The organism is Paenibacillus sp. PastF-3, assembly GCF_029893135.1.
GTDB lineage: Bacteria > Bacillota > Bacilli > Paenibacillales > Paenibacillaceae > Paenibacillus_AQ > Paenibacillus_AQ nitricinens.
On the sequence record NZ_JARXWM010000013.1, the window covers coordinates 168943 to 188637 of the forward strand.

At 38.5% G+C, this 19695-nt stretch carries 23 protein-coding genes; all 23 read left to right on the plus strand.

What is annotated here, in order from left to right; all coding sequences use genetic code 11:
• Positions 1–53: 53 nt before the first annotated feature.
• Entirely contained in the window at positions 54–560 is a 507-nt protein-coding gene (locus M2444_RS23425) for a hypothetical protein (protein ID WP_280788205.1), read from the plus strand.
• A gap of 122 nt (positions 561–682) precedes the next feature.
• Complete coding sequence (locus tag M2444_RS23430; protein ID WP_280788206.1) at positions 683–2023, plus strand: hypothetical protein; 1341 nt, start codon at positions 683–685, stop codon at positions 2021–2023.
• 286 nt (positions 2024–2309) lie between these two features.
• On the plus strand, positions 2310–2978 hold the full coding sequence (locus M2444_RS23435; RefSeq protein WP_280788207.1) for a hypothetical protein: 669 nt from the start codon (positions 2310–2312) through the stop codon (positions 2976–2978).
• A 1-nt stretch (position 2979) separates the two neighbouring features.
• Complete coding sequence (locus M2444_RS23440) at positions 2980–3519, plus strand: accessory gene regulator B family protein (protein WP_280788208.1); 540 nt, start codon at positions 2980–2982, stop codon at positions 3517–3519.
• Between the two features lie 144 nt (positions 3520–3663).
• Entirely contained in the window at positions 3664–4011 is a 348-nt protein-coding gene (locus M2444_RS23445; protein WP_280788209.1) for a LytTR family DNA-binding domain-containing protein, read from the plus strand.
• Between the two features lie 185 nt (positions 4012–4196).
• Entirely contained in the window at positions 4197–4598 is a 402-nt protein-coding gene (locus M2444_RS23450) for a hypothetical protein (protein ID WP_280788210.1), read from the plus strand.
• Between the two features lie 16 nt (positions 4599–4614).
• A complete protein-coding gene (locus M2444_RS23455) occupies positions 4615–5361 on the plus strand; it encodes a LytR/AlgR family response regulator transcription factor (RefSeq protein ID WP_280788211.1) in 747 nt (248 codons plus the stop codon).
• Between the two features lie 435 nt (positions 5362–5796).
• A complete protein-coding gene (locus M2444_RS23460) occupies positions 5797–6162 on the plus strand; it encodes a hypothetical protein (protein WP_094878513.1) in 366 nt (121 codons plus the stop codon).
• 424 nt (positions 6163–6586) lie between these two features.
• Complete coding sequence (locus tag M2444_RS23465) at positions 6587–6895, plus strand: DUF2325 domain-containing protein (RefSeq protein ID WP_256990664.1); 309 nt, start codon at positions 6587–6589, stop codon at positions 6893–6895.
• Positions 6896–7560: 665 nt separating this feature from the next.
• A complete protein-coding gene (locus M2444_RS23470) occupies positions 7561–7755 on the plus strand; it encodes a hypothetical protein (protein ID WP_094878514.1) in 195 nt (64 codons plus the stop codon).
• 303 nt (positions 7756–8058) lie between these two features.
• Entirely contained in the window at positions 8059–8772 is a 714-nt protein-coding gene (locus M2444_RS23475; RefSeq protein ID WP_481857524.1) for a P-loop NTPase family protein, read from the plus strand.
• 112 nt (positions 8773–8884) lie between these two features.
• On the plus strand, positions 8885–9196 hold the full coding sequence (locus M2444_RS23480; RefSeq protein ID WP_094878516.1) for a hypothetical protein: 312 nt from the start codon (positions 8885–8887) through the stop codon (positions 9194–9196).
• Positions 9197–9331: 135 nt separating this feature from the next.
• Positions 9332–10294, plus strand: a complete 963-nt coding sequence (locus tag M2444_RS23485; protein ID WP_280788212.1) for a hypothetical protein — start codon at positions 9332–9334, stop codon at positions 10292–10294.
• Positions 10295–10318: 24 nt separating this feature from the next.
• Positions 10319–11029, plus strand: coding sequence for a hypothetical protein (locus M2444_RS23490; protein ID WP_280788213.1), 711 nt, complete (start codon positions 10319–10321; stop codon positions 11027–11029).
• A gap of 110 nt (positions 11030–11139) precedes the next feature.
• On the plus strand, positions 11140–11850 hold the full coding sequence (locus tag M2444_RS23495) for a hypothetical protein (protein WP_094878519.1): 711 nt from the start codon (positions 11140–11142) through the stop codon (positions 11848–11850).
• Between the two features lie 634 nt (positions 11851–12484).
• Positions 12485–12934: an RNA chaperone Hfq gene (gene hfq, locus M2444_RS33495; RefSeq protein ID WP_094878520.1), complete on the plus strand. Its 450-nt coding sequence runs from the start codon at positions 12485–12487 to the stop codon at positions 12932–12934.
• A gap of 65 nt (positions 12935–12999) precedes the next feature.
• A complete protein-coding gene (locus tag M2444_RS23510) occupies positions 13000–13575 on the plus strand; it encodes a hypothetical protein (RefSeq protein ID WP_280788214.1) in 576 nt (191 codons plus the stop codon).
• 528 nt (positions 13576–14103) lie between these two features.
• On the plus strand, positions 14104–14883 hold the full coding sequence (locus M2444_RS23515; protein WP_280788215.1) for a hypothetical protein: 780 nt from the start codon (positions 14104–14106) through the stop codon (positions 14881–14883).
• A gap of 93 nt (positions 14884–14976) precedes the next feature.
• A complete protein-coding gene (locus M2444_RS23520) occupies positions 14977–15633 on the plus strand; it encodes a hypothetical protein (RefSeq protein WP_280788216.1) in 657 nt (218 codons plus the stop codon).
• Positions 15634–15676: 43 nt separating this feature from the next.
• Entirely contained in the window at positions 15677–16999 is a 1323-nt protein-coding gene (gene dnaG / locus M2444_RS23525) for a DNA primase (protein WP_280788217.1), read from the plus strand.
• A 255-nt stretch (positions 17000–17254) separates the two neighbouring features.
• Entirely contained in the window at positions 17255–17491 is a 237-nt protein-coding gene (locus M2444_RS23530; RefSeq protein WP_280788218.1) for a hypothetical protein, read from the plus strand.
• Between the two features lie 112 nt (positions 17492–17603).
• Positions 17604–17840 carry a hypothetical protein gene (locus M2444_RS23535; protein WP_280788219.1) on the plus strand — a complete coding sequence of 79 codons (237 nt, stop codon included), beginning with the start codon at positions 17604–17606 and terminating at the stop codon, positions 17838–17840.
• Between the two features lie 197 nt (positions 17841–18037).
• A partial coding sequence (locus tag M2444_RS23540; RefSeq protein WP_481857526.1) for a hypothetical protein occupies positions 18038–19695 on the plus strand: 1658 nt, incomplete at its 3' end.

Below are 19695 nucleotides of genomic sequence, written 5' to 3' on the forward strand. Positions count from 1 at the left end.
GTTCACGATATTTGGTAGATATAAAGCCTAATAACAATTAGGAGGCTTCTGGTATGCGCTTATCAATAAAAAACGATTCAGTAGTAGAGGTATCTCCGGAAGGTCTCATGTCAGTAGCTATCTATTGTAAAGAATTAATTCAAGAGGGACTTGAGAAGGATTCTATGAACCATCAGTATTATGCAGTCTGCCATGTACTGAAACTGTTAGATATTCATATTGCCGGAATCAATTTTGAAAAGCCTAGAACTATTGGTGATCCAGAGTGCATTGTTCAGTGGCATATGATGAGGGGAACGACAATAAAAGTCATTGATCTTGACGGATCAATTATAGAAACTGCCAATGCACTTTCAGTACCCATTCACATCACCAGGTGGAAAGCCGGAATTCATTTAGTAGAATTAAATCCAAGTAATAATCATACAGAAATTAAAATTGGTAAATGCGATTACTGTAAGAGTGAAAATGTAATTATCCATGTAGTGGACGATCCGACTGGAGTGGACCCGCTTCACTTCTGTTTAGATAAACAGAAGTGTAAGGATGCGATTCAGTGAACAGCGACAGAGAACCACACATATTAATATTCAACAATAATATAAACATTACTACAAGCAGCCTGAATTCTGGCTGCTTGTTTTTCTTTTATGGGTGAATAACAAAATTGGAGGTAATTGAAGTGACAAAAAAACAAATGTACTTAAGAAAGTGTGCTGCTCTGAGTCTAGCCATTATCCTTGTGTTTTTACCGCTAAACGGAACATCGGTTTTCAAAACTAGCGGCAAGGCAATGGCAGCTGCAACGAAGGTACTTGCCCAGTCTGTAGAGGTCAATGTCGATGGAGTCATCTCTACTGAAACTCAAGGTCCGAGTACGCTTTTTGTAACCGTATTTGATGTGAGTAAAAACAAAACTGTTATCCGCCAGGAAGCGGGTAAGAATGGAAAAAATATATTTAAAGGACTCGTTCCTGGAGAATATATTGTAAGGGGGGAATCCTATGATGGTACGACAAAGGCAACTCAGAAAACAGAGGGTCGTTCAATTGTTATCACTAATGACATGTTCTTCCCAATTACACCGAGTGGACTTTCACTGGGAGCTGAACTTTCAAAGGATTCGGTAAAACTGACTGCGTATGCAAATCCGATACCGGGCGACGAGACGGTAATCTATTTCCGTCTATACAAACCGAACGGTGGCCTAATTAAAGAAGTTAAGGTTACGGATAAAAATAACCAATACTTTTCTAGTACGTTTTCTTTGAAGCGGAACGAAATCGCAAAAGAGAAATATAAAGTTACCGCTCAAGCAGTAAAATACGGGAACATTAGTCAAGAAATTAGTGAACTTATTGAGGTGAGTAATGTCAAGGAAGATCCGAAACCAATTGAACCTTCAATAACTAGCCTAACTGTTAATGTTAAAGGCTATGCTGAAATCACGTCGGATGTAGCCACGAAAAGCAATTTCTATTATGTTTACAATTCTAGTGGAGTTCAAATTCAGAAAAAAGGATTTAACCTTAAAGATAAAAATAAAATTATTACAGATGAACTTCCTGCCGGAAACTATAAGGTGTTGATTGAATCCATACACGACACATGGAAAACAACGAGTCGTTCTAAGGCACTTTCATTCACTGTAACTGCGACGCAAGCCGCTCCTCCAATTGCTGGTATTGGTAACAATAAGGTAAGCGTAGGCTTATTTAGAGAATATAAAGCGGACCAGGTAATCATTAAAGCCGCTTTACCCTTCTACTCAAAAGAAGGTAAATATCTAGTGAAGGTGATGGATCCAAGCGGTATTGAAATCGCACGAGGATATACCAAAGAAAGCAATGACTTAGCGCTTGCACAAATTAAGATTCCAGCTACTTCTGTTGTCAAAAGCGGTAACTATACTTTTAATATCTTAGGTGAGAAATTCAATGTTCAATCGAATCTGTTTAGTATGCAGCTAAATGTCGAGGCTCCTCTAGGAGAACTATATTGGTCTGCTGCTACCCAAAAGTAATGAAAAACACCAGCATGATACTTGTGCTGGTGTTTTTTTGTAGTAAGGTAATATATATGGAGGTCGTAGTATTCTTGGAAAATTAATCTTGTTTTATCATGCACCATCTGTTACCAATTAATCAAATCTTGATGAAGAGATCGGGGGGCTGAATGCAGTAATTTGCTAGGAGACTATACTAAAATAAATGCATAAAAAAGAAGAAGTTTATGACGATATAATAATTAGGAGATTTCTAATGGGTCTTTCAATATCCAAAAGGAAATAGATAGTAGGGAGCAAGTTAATGAATGCAGGATGGATGGTTTTTCTTTCAATAGTATTTTCTACACTTGAGATAGTAATGATCTTGTCTCTCTCATTGTTGCTATTTCGTATTTCTTTTCGCAAGAAGCTAGATCAAATCGTTTTGATTGGAGTAATCCTATCTTATATCTCTTTTAAAATGAGAGAGTTTGGGCTTACTGGGTGGGACACTCTGCTCCAGATTATTCTAATGATCCTGGCACTTCGCATGATATTTAGTATTGGGTGGATTTATTCGGTCATTATTGTAGCTGCCGGCGCTTTGGCTTTGTATTCGGGTATACAGTTTGTTGTTTATTGGTTAATAACGCGCAGTCAGGGTGTACAGTTCTTAACTCAAGACGGTCTCAGCAGTGGTGCATTACTACTTCAGGGTGGAACTGTTATTATCGGATTTATCCTTGCCTTCCTCATGAATCGATTTCATTGGGGCGTGACGTTTGTTCCATATGATCCGAAGGAACCAGTAGAATTAATTGGGATTAACAAAAGAATATTTATAGCAGCAGTGTGTATCATTGGAGCTTTCATGCTATCTTTAATTGCTATTCACTTTAGACTAGATACATTAATCGAAATCAGCGGCTTAACACTTTTAATATTATTGGTGTATATCTTAAGGTTGGTTTTTAAAAAGGAATTTTTATAACATGATAGAGTTGCTTGCACAGAAAATAGTGAAATGGACCATCAAGTATACTGATGAAAATCAATATTCAGAAAGTCATATGATGTTTTTTATGCTTCATTTACTCACGAATACAGGAGTTATTGTAGTATCCATATTTCTTGGCATTGCGAGCGGGGAATTGAGTGGTATGTTTACTGCTATCATAAGCTTGGCAGTTTTAAGGAGATTTTCCGGTGGCTTTCATTTAAAGTCGCCGGAAGGATGTATCCTTGTCACTGTCATAGCAGCTTATGGAGCAACTATATTTTCTCTAGGGGTACTCCTAGAATGGTTATTCCATTTGGCAACGCTCGGTATAATCTTATTATTTGCACCTAATCCTTCGAACGATCTTGTGAAAGGAATAGAAAATCATAAAGTACGATATAAGTTAATTTCCGTCTTACTGGTTGTTGGAAGTATGTTATGGGGGAACTCAGTAATAATCAATATCTTTATGTTTCAAGCTATAACGATAATTCCATTCACTTCGAATATGAAAGGCGGTGAGAAAATTTGATTATCAAGAAGATGATAGCTTCTTCAGCTACCAAAATCATGATGTCTGGTTCGGCAAGATTAGCGACAACGCAAAAATGGTGGTTATTCACTACTGATGTACCAAACAAAGATTAAAATACTAATGAAAAAAGGATGAATTCAGTTGGGTGAATCAGAAAGAATTGTATTCCCAGTACTGCGAAAAGACGGCCACTCTTTCTCTGTTGATTATGTTGCTCTTGAGGACATCGAATTTTTTGAGTTCATAGATAATCGAGTCTGGGCATTTACTCCAAACGGAAAGTTTCAAATGCTGCATACCATTACGGATTATGCTCATCTGGATGGTTTTGCTCAAACCGACAGACCTTTTGTGGTAAATCAATCACGTGTTGTTGCCTTTGATCCGACATGGTCACAGGTGTTGTTCAAAAATAAGAGCAGAGCTAATGTATCTGGAAATCTAGCGAAAATGCTCAGGTCCTGGTTAAATCATTTACCTAAAGTATAGAACCTATCTCTTCTGAGATAGGTTTTTTTATTGGTGTCATTTCGGCAGGATATGTTATCACAAGCAATAAGTGATGTAAATAAAAGAATAAAATGCAGATAGTGATGAAAGTAGAGGTGTAGGAATGTTATTATGAGATTGTCGGTTTAATCCATGTATGTAAATTAAGTGAGGTGTTTTCATAAGTGACATTATTAGCCCTAGTAAAGGATCCGGATTTACCCGGACAATTGACCAACATTTCGCTCGAGGACTGTCTATATATTGAAACCAACAAGAGAGTGATCTTATATCATCATAAAAATGGTAAGACATACAGCTCTGTATCGATGCTAGCGGACTTAATGGAAAGTGATTTCATCAAGGAAATGACATTTGCTAGGATGGATAACAGTAATTTTGTGAATCTCTCAAAGGTTAAGGTATTTGACTCTCACGAAGGATGTGTCTTTTTCGAAAGCAATCCAGACAACTATAGTAAACGAGCAAACATTGCCCAAAAAAACTTTTCAAAAATGCGACAAGAATTGGAACAAGGTAAATTGCAGTTAAATACTCGTGAAACCAATAGCACTAATGTTACATAAGGGAGGATATACATCTATGGTGCTGCCTGTATATAAAGTATTAGTTGCAGAATATGACGAAGAACAATTAGAAACACTCATTTCATCGCTAGCACGCATACCACGAGTAGAAGTAGTTGGGGTGGCCCGGGACAGTAGTGAGTTGATGAATCAAGTTACACAGATGTATGGAGAAATCGATGCTCTAATTATTGATATGAGTCTTGGCAATGGTGTGAGTGGTGCAGACGCCTATATGCGAATGCCTTATCGTGGTATTGAACTTCCAGCAATCTTTCTTACGGATCAGGAACATATTGATGTCCAATCAACTTACGATTTGGGTGTCATCGATGTCTTGCAGAAGCCGTTTACATTTGAGAGGCTGAATAAATGTATCTTCCAACTGCAAAAAGCTTTGCAGATAGATCGATTTTTAAAGAGTGGCGGGAAAATAGTCCCTATTATTGATTCGACTATTGAACAGGTCATGTCTATAGAGATAATGTACATTGAAACCGATTCATCTAAAAAAACATCACTGGTAAAAACGGAGAAGGCTCTTCATCCCTCTAGAATTACAATGAATCAATATGAGAGCTATCTGGTTAGTAACAATTTTAAGCGAGTAGGACGTCATCTTATAGTTAACATAAGACGAATTGAAGAAATCCGTGGAGTGGAAATTATATTCGATAATAATGATCGGATACCTGTGAACAAGAAATATGTATCTGATTTACTTTTCAGTATCAACTCAAAAGAAGATGTTATTAGACCTTAGTAGGGAATAGCGGGACCAAAGATTCAGTTTTTAATTATTTTCAGACGAGCTGAAATGACATTCATCCAGATGAATATTAACCAGGAGAAATAACTGGATATATAAGGATAAATAGAAGATAAGAACAAAATGGACATTATCATGAAAATAACAATGATTTTATATAAATAGAATATATTGTATATCACATTAACAATTATTCAGTCGAAAAAAAGAAAAAAAAGTCGAATAAGGCAAGAACTCTTTTCATGATGTTTAGTGTCATTTAGTGTAGACAGAAATTATCTTATCCTGACGGAAAGTGATACAAACCTGGGTATGAGCATGGTACAATTTACCTATGAGGAAAACTGAGCGGCCTGCTTATTCTGCAGGAGATCAATTTATACCCTTTACAGAGCAAATTTAGGAGTAGAGAGTGAGTGAGCGACTAGCATGCTGGAGACAACCGTAAAACTGGCGAAACTAATGATTGAGACGCATAATACAACGGATGTATACACTATTGCAGAGAATGAGTCTATCAGAATTATAACCAATGATCATGTCGAATTGGCAGGACATATCGCATGGGTTATCAAGGCTTATGGTAGAAAAACACTTATCGTTACAGGGAAAATCAATGAGATGCAAAAACAATCTGTAGTTGCACGCGCAATCGGCTGTTTTGATATTTTTCTATATGATGAAGACGATACGCTAATGGGGCTACATGAGAATCCATCTACTTTCGAGCAGCAAGCCACATTAAATTATGCAAGTATCTTTTTATCCAAAAGTGCAGTTCCCGCTTTCGCATAAAATGAAACTATCTAGGGGTATGAGTAGGTCCAATAGACCTACTCTCTTTTTTTGGTTGGATTAACTAGCGTAATTGCGAAGCACGGACAATCTTCGTGTTTATAAGCAGAAATTAATCAGTAATTATCGATTGTCTTTTATTCGCTCAAATAAGCTGTGAATAATGAATCTAAATCGAAGAAAAGTATACATAAGAATACTGTACGGTACTTTTCCTTCTAGCTATAATTAAGACACCCAAATGAATTCATCTTTAATCAGTAAGGAAAGAAGCCTTGGACAGCACTGGCCCGCTGCTCAAGGCTTCTTTCTTCAGGTATGAGCTTGTCATTTAGAGAAGCTGGTTTATTATGATTCTAGAACTGATAGATAAGCCGGTTCACCCTTAAATATCTGAATGAATCCATATCAAGGAGGAATTATTATGATTAAAGATATCATGAAAACAGTGGCTATTATTGGGGGAACCCAAACCGATACACTAATTAAATTAGGAAAAAAGAGGGGACTCCAGGTACTACATCATACAGGAGAAACCAAACGCTCCAGAAAGAAAGTGCTGGAAAGTATTATTAGGAAGGCAGATGGAGTAGTTATTATGGAGGGTGCTATTAACCATATGTCTATGAACACAGCTCGAGATTTAGCTGAAGGTATGGGTAAAAAAATTGGTTATCATACGGGATTTGGAGCTTCCGGTGCACTAGATAAAGCGGTTATATTAATAGGGTAATTCAAAATCAATTGTTATATTTGTTCATGATAGGAGTGTGATCCACATTACTTCACACATTATCTAATCCCCATTCTGAAAATAGAATGGGGATTATTTTTCATTTTCTATTTTCGTTAAATATCAGAAGAAAATAAAGTTTGAGACTGATGTGGAGATGATAGTGGCTTCCATGAAAGCTTCAAGATCTTGGTACCTTTGTTTAAAGTCTATATTTGTTTAACACACCAATGTCCTTGGCCGGAAGCGCTTGTATCTGCAGTTTGTGCTCCTAATGCGTTCTCCTTTGCTGACAGCAGGAACAATCACCTCCAGCAAGCACGGCTTGTTTTTTAGAATGATGGTTTCATTGTTATCACCGAATCATTTCCCTGGAGGAACGATCCCCAGTAGCTCCCGCTCCCGATAAGAAGATTTTGGGTTTTGCAGTAGGCCGTTCTTGTTGGCGCGACCGATTAGACCCATACAGATCATGCATCTGGTGATTCTGATACCTGGTTAAACTTATTCGGTTCACTGGTAACGACGGTCAGATGGAATAGTCTTAACAAGAACATAACCTTTGTAGAAAAAAAAGTATTTAATTTCTGTATTCAAACGTGTACAATAAAACTCGTGAAGTAGTTATTCCTGCCTATAACGATCTATAACGAAGGAGAATGTCTATGCAATCTGTTGCATTATCTGAAGAGCAAAAAATGATGAGGGTTATCTATAAAAAGGATAACCAATTACCCGTCACAGTTTATGGAACAATTTTGCTCTGTAATATTACCGATTTTATTCTGTATGATACGGATCACAAAAATACTATCCGTATCAATAATTCCGAATTAGAGGACATATCTCCTATCCAGTAAGTGATATATCTTTTGAGGGTTTATACATAAATTTACAGATTACACTTCGATCATATCGATTGTGTGATTTTGAAAGGGACATTTCTATGCGATTGGAACCGCATCTTATCGTTGATCGAAAGGCACCAGCTTCACCTATTTTGGCCTATAATCGGAACCAGCCTACATTTGCCCAATACCTTTCTCAGGCCGTTGTGGCTAATGCTGCGTCGTCGCCAGTGACCCAACGTGTTTCACAGCCCGCTTCAATCAAAAGACAGAGGTTGTTACACTTATAATATTTTGAAAGTGAGGTTAATACTTTTGACACAACCACTACATCATATTGAATCAATTCTCATGAAGGGACATCTTTCTAACAGAACAGCGCATTTTTTAGAAGTTGCTCTCCGTTCACAAGTAAACATGATTATTATTGGGGAGCGGGGAGATGCAAAATTACCTTTATTGGCTCTACTCGGAAACCAAATTCCCCTCTCCGAAAAAGTCATTGTCCTGCAGGATGAACGGGCACTTGAAATAGATAGGATGATGACACCTATTTGGAGTGCCACAAGTCGAGAAGACAAGCAAAAATTAATAAAAGCCGCTATATCGATGAATTCCAATCGTATCCTTTTGTCTGAGCTGCGAGGTGGAGAAGTAGAAGATTATATTGATGGGGTTATGCAACATCTCCAAGGAAGTATCACCACTTTCGTAGCAAGAGATTCTGAACACACAGTTGATCGTCTAGTCAATTTGATGATGAATCCTACTCTACCAAACTCACCAGCAATGGAAAATCTTATTCCCTCTATCGTTGCGTCGTTTGCGGAGCTTATCATTCGAGTAGCCGGTAATGAAAGTAATTGGCAGGTGAAGGAACTTACCGAAGTCACTCTAGGATCCAAACTTGAGATTATCCATAGACCTATAATGGTGAATGAAGGCGAAAAAGAAAACTGGAATACCGAATATCCTAAGTTTGATATTAAAAGAAAAAAGAAGCGGATTAAAAGTAAATGGTTTATTTAGTAACCTGGCATTGCAACTGGAAGTACAGTTTGATGAGAATGGTATTCTAGGAGCACCCTGCAGGTGCTCTTTTTTTTATTAATAACGACAAGAACAGGAGGAGGTTAGTTAGATGGCAATTTTGAAAATCGAACAACGGTTAGTTCGGAAGGTGGGGCATCAATACTACCCAGTTAAACCTAAGCCGAGAGAGCTATGCAATCGAGTTACGATTCAGGTCCCTGATCATTTAGTATGGGAAAGGAAGATCCAGCCAGTGATAGATGCCTATGCTAAAGAAGTATTTCGCGAGGAGTTGATCGGAAAGAACTTGGATGTCATACGACAAGAATATGGTTTAGAGCTGGTTCCTCATTTACTTTCATTCGAAGATGAAAACATTAGTCGTCAAGAGGGTAGACCATTCCGTTGGGAGTCAGTCTGAGAATCATATCTCATTTGATTCTCCTATTGATGATCGCTAACATTGACCACCTTGTAATTCTTAAAACTCAGGTTAGGATAATTGTAGCATTGGCAATGAATGATATTCTTTTCTGCAATCGAAAGGATGTGTACTATGTTAGACACATATCGAAGAACGAGACAGTTTGGATCCTCTTCAGTAGCATCATTTGGTAATGTTGACAACAAATCATCCGTAATAACCGGTCAACATAACTATCCTGAAAAGCTTGGAGTACCATCTATGGATGAACAACAAGCCCGTTTTGAAGGAATGTTCCGCAGGCAGCCAGATGATAAGCCAAGAGAACAGCTTACCAACAAGGTAGTTCAACCCCTTACCAATCAAGACGAAAGACCGAAGGTTGTATCATTAAAGAACAGAGATAACTTGGACAGATTGGATATTGCGAATAATAAGCCGAGTGAGAAGACCAGGACTAATCATTCATTAAGCATTCCACAAGTCATTCAGAAACCTAAGGCAGAAATAGACAGACATGAGATAATGCTTCATCACGAGTTTATAAAGCTTAGAGAAGGCGAAAATGACTTGAAAATACAATTCGACCTACTTTCTTTTCATGACCAAGAAGATGGAGATAATGAGCGGCATAAAATTGTCATAACCATTCTGACTTTCAATAAAGAATCATCAAAACGCACCGGTATTCTGAAGCACTACATTGGCATGTGTGAGTTCGGTGCAATTATGGACATGGTTTCTCGTGAGCAATTTTCTGGAGAAACATTTTATGGAGGCGGATTCATCAATGGCGAATGTATTTCGCGAATAACAGAATTTAACGTCATGCGCGACGGAAAGCTCGGTATTCGGTTAAAGCAAGGACCAGGTATACGGACACGAGAAGGCGGTGTACGTCCGAATCCAGACCGTAAAGGTGATTGTATAACTTTGCAGGTCATGCTTGGCGGCTTTGTACTGAAAAAAATGATTTTTAAGCTTAAAACCATCGTCCAAAATCAGATGTTACTTGATTTGAAAAGGTCACACGAAGAATCGATGTCTCGGACAAGCACAGATAGAAGTAATCACCTGCTGTCATGTCGATCTTGATTAATAAGTAAAGGAGTATAGGTAATGAGAGAAACAGATCTCTTTGAACCGGTCAAATACTGGCTAGAGGAGCGGGAATGGGACGTATATGCAGAGGTGACTGGTGTCGGTGGTCGAGCGGACATAGTCGGTCGGCATGGGATGGCAGTACTGAATGTGGAGTTGAAAGTGCAGCTTTCTTTTGAGTTATTAAGTCAGGCTGTAGACCGAAAAGCGTATTTCCATTATGTTTACATTGGAATTCCTAAAAGAAAGACACCCATACCTAGAATAGCAAGGGATTTATTAAATAGAGAAGGGATAGGATTGCTTGAAATTCAGAATGATTTCGTAAGCATGTCTCTTCCTGGGAGATTTAATCGTCCCGCTCCATATCACAATATAAAGTGGGACAGTGTATTGAGACCAGAATATAAGTTACATGTTGGAGGGGATAACGGTCCTCACATACAGACTCCTTACAAACTTTTGATGAATGGGATTAGAAATCATTTAATAAGCGTGAGAGATGCCGATAATTTGAGATCTGTTCACGGGGGCTTTCGTAATTATGGATGGATAGAAATTCAAGAGATTTTAGATCACTGTGAAGCGCATAGACATTATGCTGCTCCAAAATCATCAGTCTCAAATGCTTTAAGATCTTTTGAAATGAATTGGTGTGAAGTGAAAAAAGAAGGAGGGAAACTTTTTTACAGGGCAAAGGAAGATATACGAAGACAGATGAATCCATAGCCCACTATTTATGTTTCGTAAAGCCCATTGGTATATTAATGTTTTATTATAGAATCATTGGAATAATGCACTCCAGTATAGTGTATAGAAGGAAGAAGGTGAGCTACACTATGAAAAAAAATAAAATCGTATCACTGGAAAATTACCGCAGTGAGCGTGAGGTGGAAGATTATTTAAAGGAGCGGGCCCAGGCTTTGTATTTTCAGGAAACTGCTTTAAACATAGAGCATAACATTCCCGTTTCAATAAATTGCACGTATATACCGCGCTGGATTCAGATATGCGAAGCTTTAATGAAACGATACCAAGATATGCTACTGTTTTTGAACAATAGTGAGGGAATTCTCATAACAGATGGCAGACAGTATGAAGATGTGCTCACAGAATACTATTTAAAAAAAGTTGAACTGGATCATCACCTAATTCGTCTTGGTGGAAATCGAAAATCCGAACAACATTATATATTCGAGTATGAGATGTTGCATTGGAAATATTGGGCGGAGCAATTTCAAATAGAACTTGAGTCTGCTTGTTTTATAGATAATATTGACCAATCACAATATGGCATGTCGGGGCAGATGCTCATATATTGTTCAGAAGCAGACCTTCCATCATTTATGAAGGGCTTACGAGTTTATATTGACCATTTAAACCATTTAAATGATGATGCTGAGATGATCATAGTAGCAGCGATATTCCTTCATGAATTTCAAGATATATTAGGTGAGAGTTCTTGTGTTGAAAGTGATCTCTTAGACCGGCTACATCAACAATTGCTAGATGTCACACAATATAATAAATTAATCTCTCGGTTTTCCTAAGAAGGGTCAAACTTCTGGATCGATACGATATTTTGAATATCCTAATAGCTTGTACAGAAAACTAGGATTTTGAAAATAAGAGAAGGTACCTTAGGTTCCTCCTTTTCTAAGTTCAATAAAATTTCAGGAAGTGGGATTGAAATTATGAATAAAATCATGTATCCAATAGCTGCTTTTTTTGTCCTCTTTGTTTCAACTCTTTTAATTTTACGTGATATTCAATATGCTGCGATCATAGCGACAATTGGATTATTAAATGTATTGAACATTCAAATGTGGGTTCTACTAATTAATACCTGGAGAAGTTATAAATCGAAAAAAACATAGTAAACTAGAACAAGTCTAAAAAATGCTGCTAATCTCGTAAAACCGAAAACCCACTCTAATATCCCATTCATCAAAAGCCTATTATACATCTGTATGAGAGGCTTTTTTCTGTGCGCTCAGCTTAGCGACATCACATGGGTGAAATAGCGAAGCAAGGAATAAAAATGGGTTTTAGAGCGTAAATGTCCTCCTCCCTACTAGGTGAATCATTATATCCTCCAAACTGAGTTGTCATTTTGTAATCCCATACTATGATAATCAGACCATCAAATTAATATACCAGTATGGTATTGGAGGAGGAAGATTTATGAAGCATAATAAACCAATTATTCAGGACCATTTTTTAAATCAGTGTCGAAAGGAACGTACGCTACTCCGGATCTATCTGAAGAATGGGGTACCAATAAATGGACATCTTACGGAATACGATAGTTTCACTCTACTAATTCTTGATAATGGAAAACAGCACTTTATCTACAAACAAGCGGTAGCTTCTATTATTCCCGTTAAACCTATTATTCTTCCTCCTATGGAGATTCTGGAGCATGGTGATCGTCAAGATCGCTTTTTCACTCAATGTCAGGCAGGAAAGATCCCTCTCACTGTCTATTTAATATCAGGAAAACCATTGATCGGTACAATCTCTCATTTTGATACCTTTACTATGGTATTGAATGGTAAAGGTGGCCAACAGTCATTTATCTATAAGCATGCCGTTTCGACCATATCACCAGCGCGTAAGGTTACAATAAAGTAAACATCATAATACGATGCTTTACATGTGATGAAGAAAATATGCTAAATATATTATGAGGTAGTGTGATGAAATTGTCTTTGAGAGGAATTTGTGTGCTTCGCGTTTTATTTTTGGCAGCTGTTTATAGTGTATTTCAGAGTTTTCTATCCAATCCCAATGATAAGAAGCTGTTTTTCTTTGTCATAGTGATGATAAGCATTATGGGTTATGCAATGGACCGAAATAGACAAAAGGATTCGAATATCAGCACTAATAGATTAACTAAAGTCAAAGAAGCTTCAAATATACCGCATTGTAAGCCTGCTATGGAAGAAAAGTATAAGTGCCTATCATACACTGAGTTAAAATGGATTGGGAAAGAACTCCAAAGAAATCAACAGCATACTCAAATAAAGGGTTCATACTATTTTGTGATCTGCGTATTGTTGGTTTTTACTTGGATGCAAGGTTTACTGGAAGCGGGTGGTGAGGTTAATGTGGGCTTGAGGATTCTTATCCCCGGTTGCTTTATTCTGTTTCTAGCTATTCTAGTCATTCGTATATATATTCATCAACGACAGCTTGATAAGGAGAATTTGGTAATCGAGAGTATAACCTCCAAAAGTGAAATTAAGCGTAGGCTTAGTAAATATGCAAATTAGAAATAGCAGTTTTGACCAAATTTCTTATTTACTTTTATTACAAAAATATGTAAACTAGGTTTATCAAATCTTTTTTGCATTCCTTTGAGTGTACTCTTAAGCTGTGAACGTTATAATACGATGGCAGCAAATCTTATAGTGCACAGTGGACTTTGGTTAGCGGAAATCATCGACCAAAGGATAGAGGAATGAAGTTGTAAGTCGTCACGGAATTTTTGAACAATAGCTCCGTACTGATGATGACAACGCAGCTAGCATGACGATCAGGATTGCGTATTGATTCCGCTCTTGTTCTCAAAATGCAGGCAGAGATATTTAAACAGTGATTTTAAAAATGAAGATGCAAAGCCCTACGGGATTATAAAAGAGTGTCAGCCAAATTAGGCCGATGCTCTTTTTTTTGTGCCTGTAGGTGAGAAGAAGGTTGACGATGCAGATGTTGTCAATTAGAAAAGTCAGGTTATCATTCTCGTAACAGCTAATTCAGAAGATTACTTTGAATAAAAAACAAAAATGGAGGAACTCAAAATGAAAAAAGAAATCGTCGTTGTCTTGATGATAATGGTATGTCTGATTGCCACTGGTTGTAGTGATAAAAAGAAAGAAAACCAAAACGTAATCCCGGCAGTCACTAAAGTGACTCTGTTGTCCAGTTCGAACTTGTATGGACCTGATCATTCAGGTGCGCAAGAGTTCACCGATGGAATTACAGAAGAGGCGACTATTGATGAAAAGGAAGCGATCATCGCTGATATTCTTGCTAGCGAAGCAAAGAAGACAGTAGAACAGACCTTGGTACCGGTGGAGCTGGAAAGTCAGATTAAGCAACTAGAAGAGATGAAAACAAATTCCAAAGTAAACTGGGAATTTGAAAAAGCCAAGGATGCAGAAGAGTCAGCATACTATATCCTTCAAGATTTGCTCTCTACAAGTAAAAATACAGAAGGTTTTGTAAAAAGTGCTTGGATGGGTCAAATAGATAGCATTGAGCGGAAAGCACAATTGATCCGCAATAGCCAAGATAAAGTTAAACGTATGAAGGAGCAAACAACTGCTACATTGGATGCTCAGATTGAGGAAGTGTATGTAACTCAGCAAGCGTATGAGAAATGGTTATCCGAGCTGGAGCCTGCTGAGTTGTCTATTCAAGACTTTATAACTCGTGCTGAACAAGCCTTGGACCATGCTTTTTTTGTAATCGATGAAGGAAAACTTCAGCTACAAAAATCGGATGAAAATCTGCTAGAAAGCCTGGAAAAAGTCGAAAGTTATTTAGAACAAGCAAAGGCTGTACTAACTGCGGTCTAACCCCAATATGGCCTGGAGCGAAAAAGGCTCCAGGCTTTCTATTTTGGGACACTATATTATACACATTACCAATCGATATGGAGGGAATTGAAAATGGAAGAAAAAGCGAAAAAAGTAGTCGAGTTAGGAATTGAACCTGGGGACCGATTTGCTAATCGAAAAGGAAAGGAATTCTTTTTGTTGGAAGTGATTAAGAGGGGCAATAGATGTACTCTCTTGGCAGCTTCAGCAAATAAACAACAATATTCCGTATCTTTGAATGATTTTGAAAAAATTCTTGAAAAGAATGCTGCACCTCAACTCGTTCAAGATTATCAGTTTGAGGTTCAACAAGGAAAAGAGCGGAGTAAACAAGTCCTTTCTTTGAAACGAGGAGACAAGATTAAATGTCAGAATGGGATCTTTTTTTTCGCCCTACGAAAAAATAGTTTAATCTATCTCTGGTCAGAAGGAGTAGGATGTGGAGATATTCGAGTTCTTCCTGCAGGCTGTTTTCTTGAACTTCTCGAACGGCCAAAGCCGGATAAGGAACATCAAAAGAAGTTGAAAAATGTTAGTCAATATATTGGTCAAACAATTAATTCGGGTGACGATGATTACGTTGTTGTTGGGATTAATGAATTTGAAACCCATGTGGTGCTGCAAGGGAGCGAGGACAATAAAACTCTCTCTATTGATGATTTTTTGAGCCAAGCTGAACAAAACTATACAATCATTTCGCGCTATCAGCATGAGAACAAAATATCATAATAAAGTGACAAAAAGATAAAATTGTAAAGGAGGAGCCTTCCACATGGCAATCACTAAGGAGCAACAAGAAGAAATCATTATCGCTTGGTCACAAAAAGCAAAAGAAAAGATTGATATTTCAAATGTAGTCGGGGATTATCTGTTTTTGCAGAGGAATGGGAATATGCTCAGAAGTATCTGTCCTTTTCATGAGCGAAAGGGACAGGAGCTTACTTTTGAAGTGAACCAGACCCAACAAGTATTCCAATGTAGTTCGTGCCAAGTGGAGGGTGACTTTTTTACGTTTATCCTCCTTATGAATCGAAAAATCAATCCGGAGTTTTCTGCATATGATGCGTTTAAACTCGTGAATCAGCAGTACATTGGGACTAACATAGCGCATTTGGTGGATCCACGTCATGAAAGGCATCACCAGTTGATCGAAATGTATGAGGGGAATGAATTTATAGCGAACCTTTATCATCGTGTACTTACAGAAACAGAAGAAGGGAAGCTGGCTCTTCGGTATTTATTGAAGCGCGGCTTAACGATGAAAACTATAAAAACATTTAAAATCGGATTCGCACCAGATTCATTTCAGTTTGCTACCGATGCTTTAAAAGCAAAGAACTTTAATATGGAGCTCATGGTAGAATGTGGTTTGATATATATGAATGATAAAAAGAAAATGTTTGACCGATTCCGTGGTCGAATAATTTTCCCAATCCAGGATATTAAAAATCGCGTTGTTGGTTTCGGAGGACGCACGATTCAGGATGGAGTGCAACCGAAGTACTTAAATACTTCAGAAACTCCGATTTTCATAAAAGGTGAACATGTTTATAATTTGAACCGTGTCTTACGTGGACATAAAGAGGGACAACCGATTGTTTATTTTGAGGGTTATATGGATGTGATTGCTGCATGGCAAGCTGGATGTACAATTGGTGTAGCCACTTTAGGTACAGCTATGACGCAATCTCAAGTTCGCCTAGTATCTTCAGTCACTGATCAGGCGATTATCTGCTATGATGGCGATGAACCTGGGCAATCAGCAACTGAAAAGGCCCTCTTGCAAAATGAAAACTTCGGAATGGTATTAAAGGTTGCTCCGATGCCGGCTGGTACGGATCCAGATGATTATGTCAAAGCGTATGGTGCTTACTCTTTTCAGAGAGATGTGATAGGAAAAGCAATTCATCCTTTTGAGTTCCGCTGCAATCGCTTAAGAACAAAATGTTTTGAAGCGGGTAGAGATCGGGTTGCTTATCAGGTATATCTTCAAAAAATAATTAGTCTAATAAAAAAACTACCATATAGTGAACAGCACAGATACCTTACCAAGTTTGAAAGTAGATTTCATCTATCGAGAAGAACCTTTTTATAGATGAAAAGTCAAAACAGGTAAAGAGGCTCCCGAAAGGGGGCTTTTTTTTTGGAAAAAAATTAGAATTCGTTATCTGTAAACGATTAATTACACTAAAGTATAATAAACTGTATACATTAGGTTACTTACAAAGCCACTTTGAAACCGTATTATTATAAATGTAAGCAGCACGCACGAAACAACGTGAGAGCTGATAGGTCGGCCAGAGCCGACTTGGGATATTTTAATACTTTTAGTTGGAGGTGAGTTTGAATTATGTTGATAAAAGTAAAAAAGTGGGTACGGAACGAACAATCCGCATCGCTGACAACTGAGAATGGCATGCTGATGCTGGGCGGTATCGCCTTGGCAGTGGGTGCAACCTTTCTGGTGTCTCAGTATCTGAAACCAACCGGTGAGACTGTACTTTCCGGCATGGAAGCAACAGCAACGAGTGGTATTTCTCCTGACACTGCAACGGATAACGTTTCAGGATGGGGTCGCACGAACTAATCGGTTAATGTGCTCTGCAGCAGCACAATGGATCTAAAAGAGGAAGGGTAGCCTCGATTGAATTAACCTGCCTAACCAAACCAATCACATTTCCCTAAGGAGGAAACTTACAATGTTTAATAAAGTTAAAAATTGGGCTCTGAACGAACAATCCGCTTCACTGACAACTGAAAATGGTATGCTGATGCTGGGCGGTATCGCCTTGGCAGTGGGTGCAACCTTCTTGGTATCTCAATATCTGAAACCAACTGGTGAGACTGTCCTATCTGGCATGGAAGCAACAGCAACGAGTGGTATTTCTCCTGACACTGCAACGGATAACGTATCCGGCTGGGGTCGCACAAACTAAAAGTGACCATATTACAAAAAAGGCGCCTAATATGGGCGCCTTTTTTGTATTCAAATATTTACAATATAGTTTTAATGTATTTACATGTGTACAGAATGTATGTATGATGAAAACACTAAGAAAAAATTATATCCATAGCGAATGGGAGGCGCTGAAAGGACAATTAATCACAAAATTATATCGAAAGAGGTAAGTAAATGAGACCACTATTAAGAAAAACGCGTACAGGTAAATGGACTATTATTGGGAAACTCGCCCTCTCTGTAGCGATCCTCGGTAGCTCAATGACAGTTGGTGGGGGAATTACGGGTTTTGGTCCATCCATTGCACAGGCAGCAAGCTCAACCACAGTCTATTCTGATAATTTCACAGTACCTGGGCCTGATGGATATACCTATAAGGTAACTATTTATGACCCGGATCTCGCTTATGTATCGAGAATAGTTAATGGTGTTGAGGATGATCTTGACTCTCGGCAACTACCGGATGCACCATGGAACGATCAAGATAAAATACTGAATGTAACTGTAACTTTTAATGATGATAAAACTATTACAATTCAAGCGGTTTACTATGCACAGGATAGTAATTTTACATTCACTACTAAAAAGATGCTTTTTCCTCCAGCAGCACCAACGTTCTCTGTAGATAATCCTGGTGAAGCTAAAGCTAAGACCGTATACATTAATTATGCAGCTGGTACAACAAATCCCAAGGTAAATGGAAGTAACTATACTGGTTCATATAATGCAGTGGTAAATAATCAAGTATTACAAGCATACAGTTATTCATCGGATGGCGTGAGATCAGTTACTGGAAGATATACCGTCACGGGAATTGACAATATTCCTCCGTCAAAACCTACTTTCAGCGTTGATAATACAACACCGTATGATGGGATTAAAAAAGTAACAATAAACTATTCGGCTGATTCTGTTATTAAAGAATGGTCAACAAATGGAAGTACCTATTCCCAATATACTGCTCCGATTAGTTTAATTATGGATGCTACGGTTTACGCTCGAGCAACGGATGCTGCTGGAAATGTGAGTACAGTTTCTTCGGTTGTAGTTACAGGTCTAATGTATGAATTAACTTATAGATCAGCCATGAATTCGGTTGAAAAAGCGGAAGGATCTAAGTTGCAAGCGGATGTGACTACAGCCAGAAATTTTGTCAGTAAATTGAATGATCCGGAAAAGGGTGAACTCAACGCACGGTTGGATATAGTGCAGGTGGCAATAGACTATGCTGCGCAGGTTACGACAGCGACTGCAGCAGTAGTGAAAGCAGAAGGGTCGAAACTTCAGGCAGATGTAACGGCGGCGCGTACATTGGTGAATGCTCTCAATGCATCTGACAAGGCGACACTTGGAGGCCGTTTGGATACAGTGCAAGCAGCAATTGATTATGCGGCAAAAGTAACTGCCGCAACTGCAGCGGTAGTGAAAGCAGAAGGGTCGAAGCTCCAGGCAGATGTAACGGCGGCGCGTACCTTGGTGAATGCCCTCAATGCATCGGAAAAAACACCGCTGAGCACTCGTTTGGATACAGTGCAAGCAGCGATTGATTACGCGGCAAAAGTAACTGCCGCAACAGCAGCGGTAGTGAAAGCAGAAGGGTCGAAGCTCCAAGCAGATGTTACGGCAGCCCGTACCTTGGTGAATGCCCTCAACGCATCGGAAAAAACACCGCTGAGCACTCGTTTGGATACAGTGCAAGCTGCGATTGATTACGCGGCAAAAGTAACTGCCGCAACTGCAGCGGTAGTGAAAGCAGAAGGGTCGAAGCTCCAAGCAGATGTTACGGCAGCCCGTACCTTGGTGAATGCCCTCAACGCATCGGAAAAAACACC

What these genes read in the sequence shown, in the direction of transcription:
- M2444_RS23425 (WP_280788205.1), top strand. Translation starts at nt 54, where the DNA reads ATGCGCTTATCAATAAAAAACGATTCAGTAGTAGAGGTATCTCCGGAA.
- M2444_RS23435 (WP_280788207.1), top strand. Translation starts at nt 2,310, where the DNA reads ATGAATGCAGGATGGATGGTTTTTCTTTCAATAGTATTTTCTACACTT.
- M2444_RS23440 (WP_280788208.1), top strand. Translation starts at nt 2,980, where the DNA reads ATGATAGAGTTGCTTGCACAGAAAATAGTGAAATGGACCATCAAGTAT.
- M2444_RS23455 (WP_280788211.1), top strand. Translation starts at nt 4,615, where the DNA reads ATGGTGCTGCCTGTATATAAAGTATTAGTTGCAGAATATGACGAAGAA.
- M2444_RS23460 (WP_094878513.1), top strand. Translation starts at nt 5,797, where the DNA reads ATGCTGGAGACAACCGTAAAACTGGCGAAACTAATGATTGAGACGCAT.
- M2444_RS23465 (WP_256990664.1), top strand. Translation starts at nt 6,587, where the DNA reads ATGATTAAAGATATCATGAAAACAGTGGCTATTATTGGGGGAACCCAA.
- M2444_RS23470 (WP_094878514.1), top strand. Translation starts at nt 7,561, where the DNA reads ATGCAATCTGTTGCATTATCTGAAGAGCAAAAAATGATGAGGGTTATC.
- M2444_RS23480 (WP_094878516.1), top strand. Translation starts at nt 8,885, where the DNA reads ATGGCAATTTTGAAAATCGAACAACGGTTAGTTCGGAAGGTGGGGCAT.
- M2444_RS23485 (WP_280788212.1), top strand. Translation starts at nt 9,332, where the DNA reads ATGTTAGACACATATCGAAGAACGAGACAGTTTGGATCCTCTTCAGTA.
- M2444_RS23490 (WP_280788213.1), top strand. Translation starts at nt 10,319, where the DNA reads ATGAGAGAAACAGATCTCTTTGAACCGGTCAAATACTGGCTAGAGGAG.
- M2444_RS23495 (WP_094878519.1), top strand. Translation starts at nt 11,140, where the DNA reads ATGAAAAAAAATAAAATCGTATCACTGGAAAATTACCGCAGTGAGCGT.
- hfq (WP_094878520.1), top strand. Translation starts at nt 12,485, where the DNA reads ATGAAGCATAATAAACCAATTATTCAGGACCATTTTTTAAATCAGTGT.
- M2444_RS23510 (WP_280788214.1), top strand. Translation starts at nt 13,000, where the DNA reads ATGAAATTGTCTTTGAGAGGAATTTGTGTGCTTCGCGTTTTATTTTTG.
- M2444_RS23515 (WP_280788215.1), top strand. Translation starts at nt 14,104, where the DNA reads ATGAAAAAAGAAATCGTCGTTGTCTTGATGATAATGGTATGTCTGATT.
- M2444_RS23520 (WP_280788216.1), top strand. Translation starts at nt 14,977, where the DNA reads ATGGAAGAAAAAGCGAAAAAAGTAGTCGAGTTAGGAATTGAACCTGGG.
- dnaG (WP_280788217.1), top strand. Translation starts at nt 15,677, where the DNA reads ATGGCAATCACTAAGGAGCAACAAGAAGAAATCATTATCGCTTGGTCA.
- M2444_RS23530 (WP_280788218.1), top strand. Translation starts at nt 17,255, where the DNA reads ATGTTGATAAAAGTAAAAAAGTGGGTACGGAACGAACAATCCGCATCG.
- M2444_RS23535 (WP_280788219.1), top strand. Translation starts at nt 17,604, where the DNA reads ATGTTTAATAAAGTTAAAAATTGGGCTCTGAACGAACAATCCGCTTCA.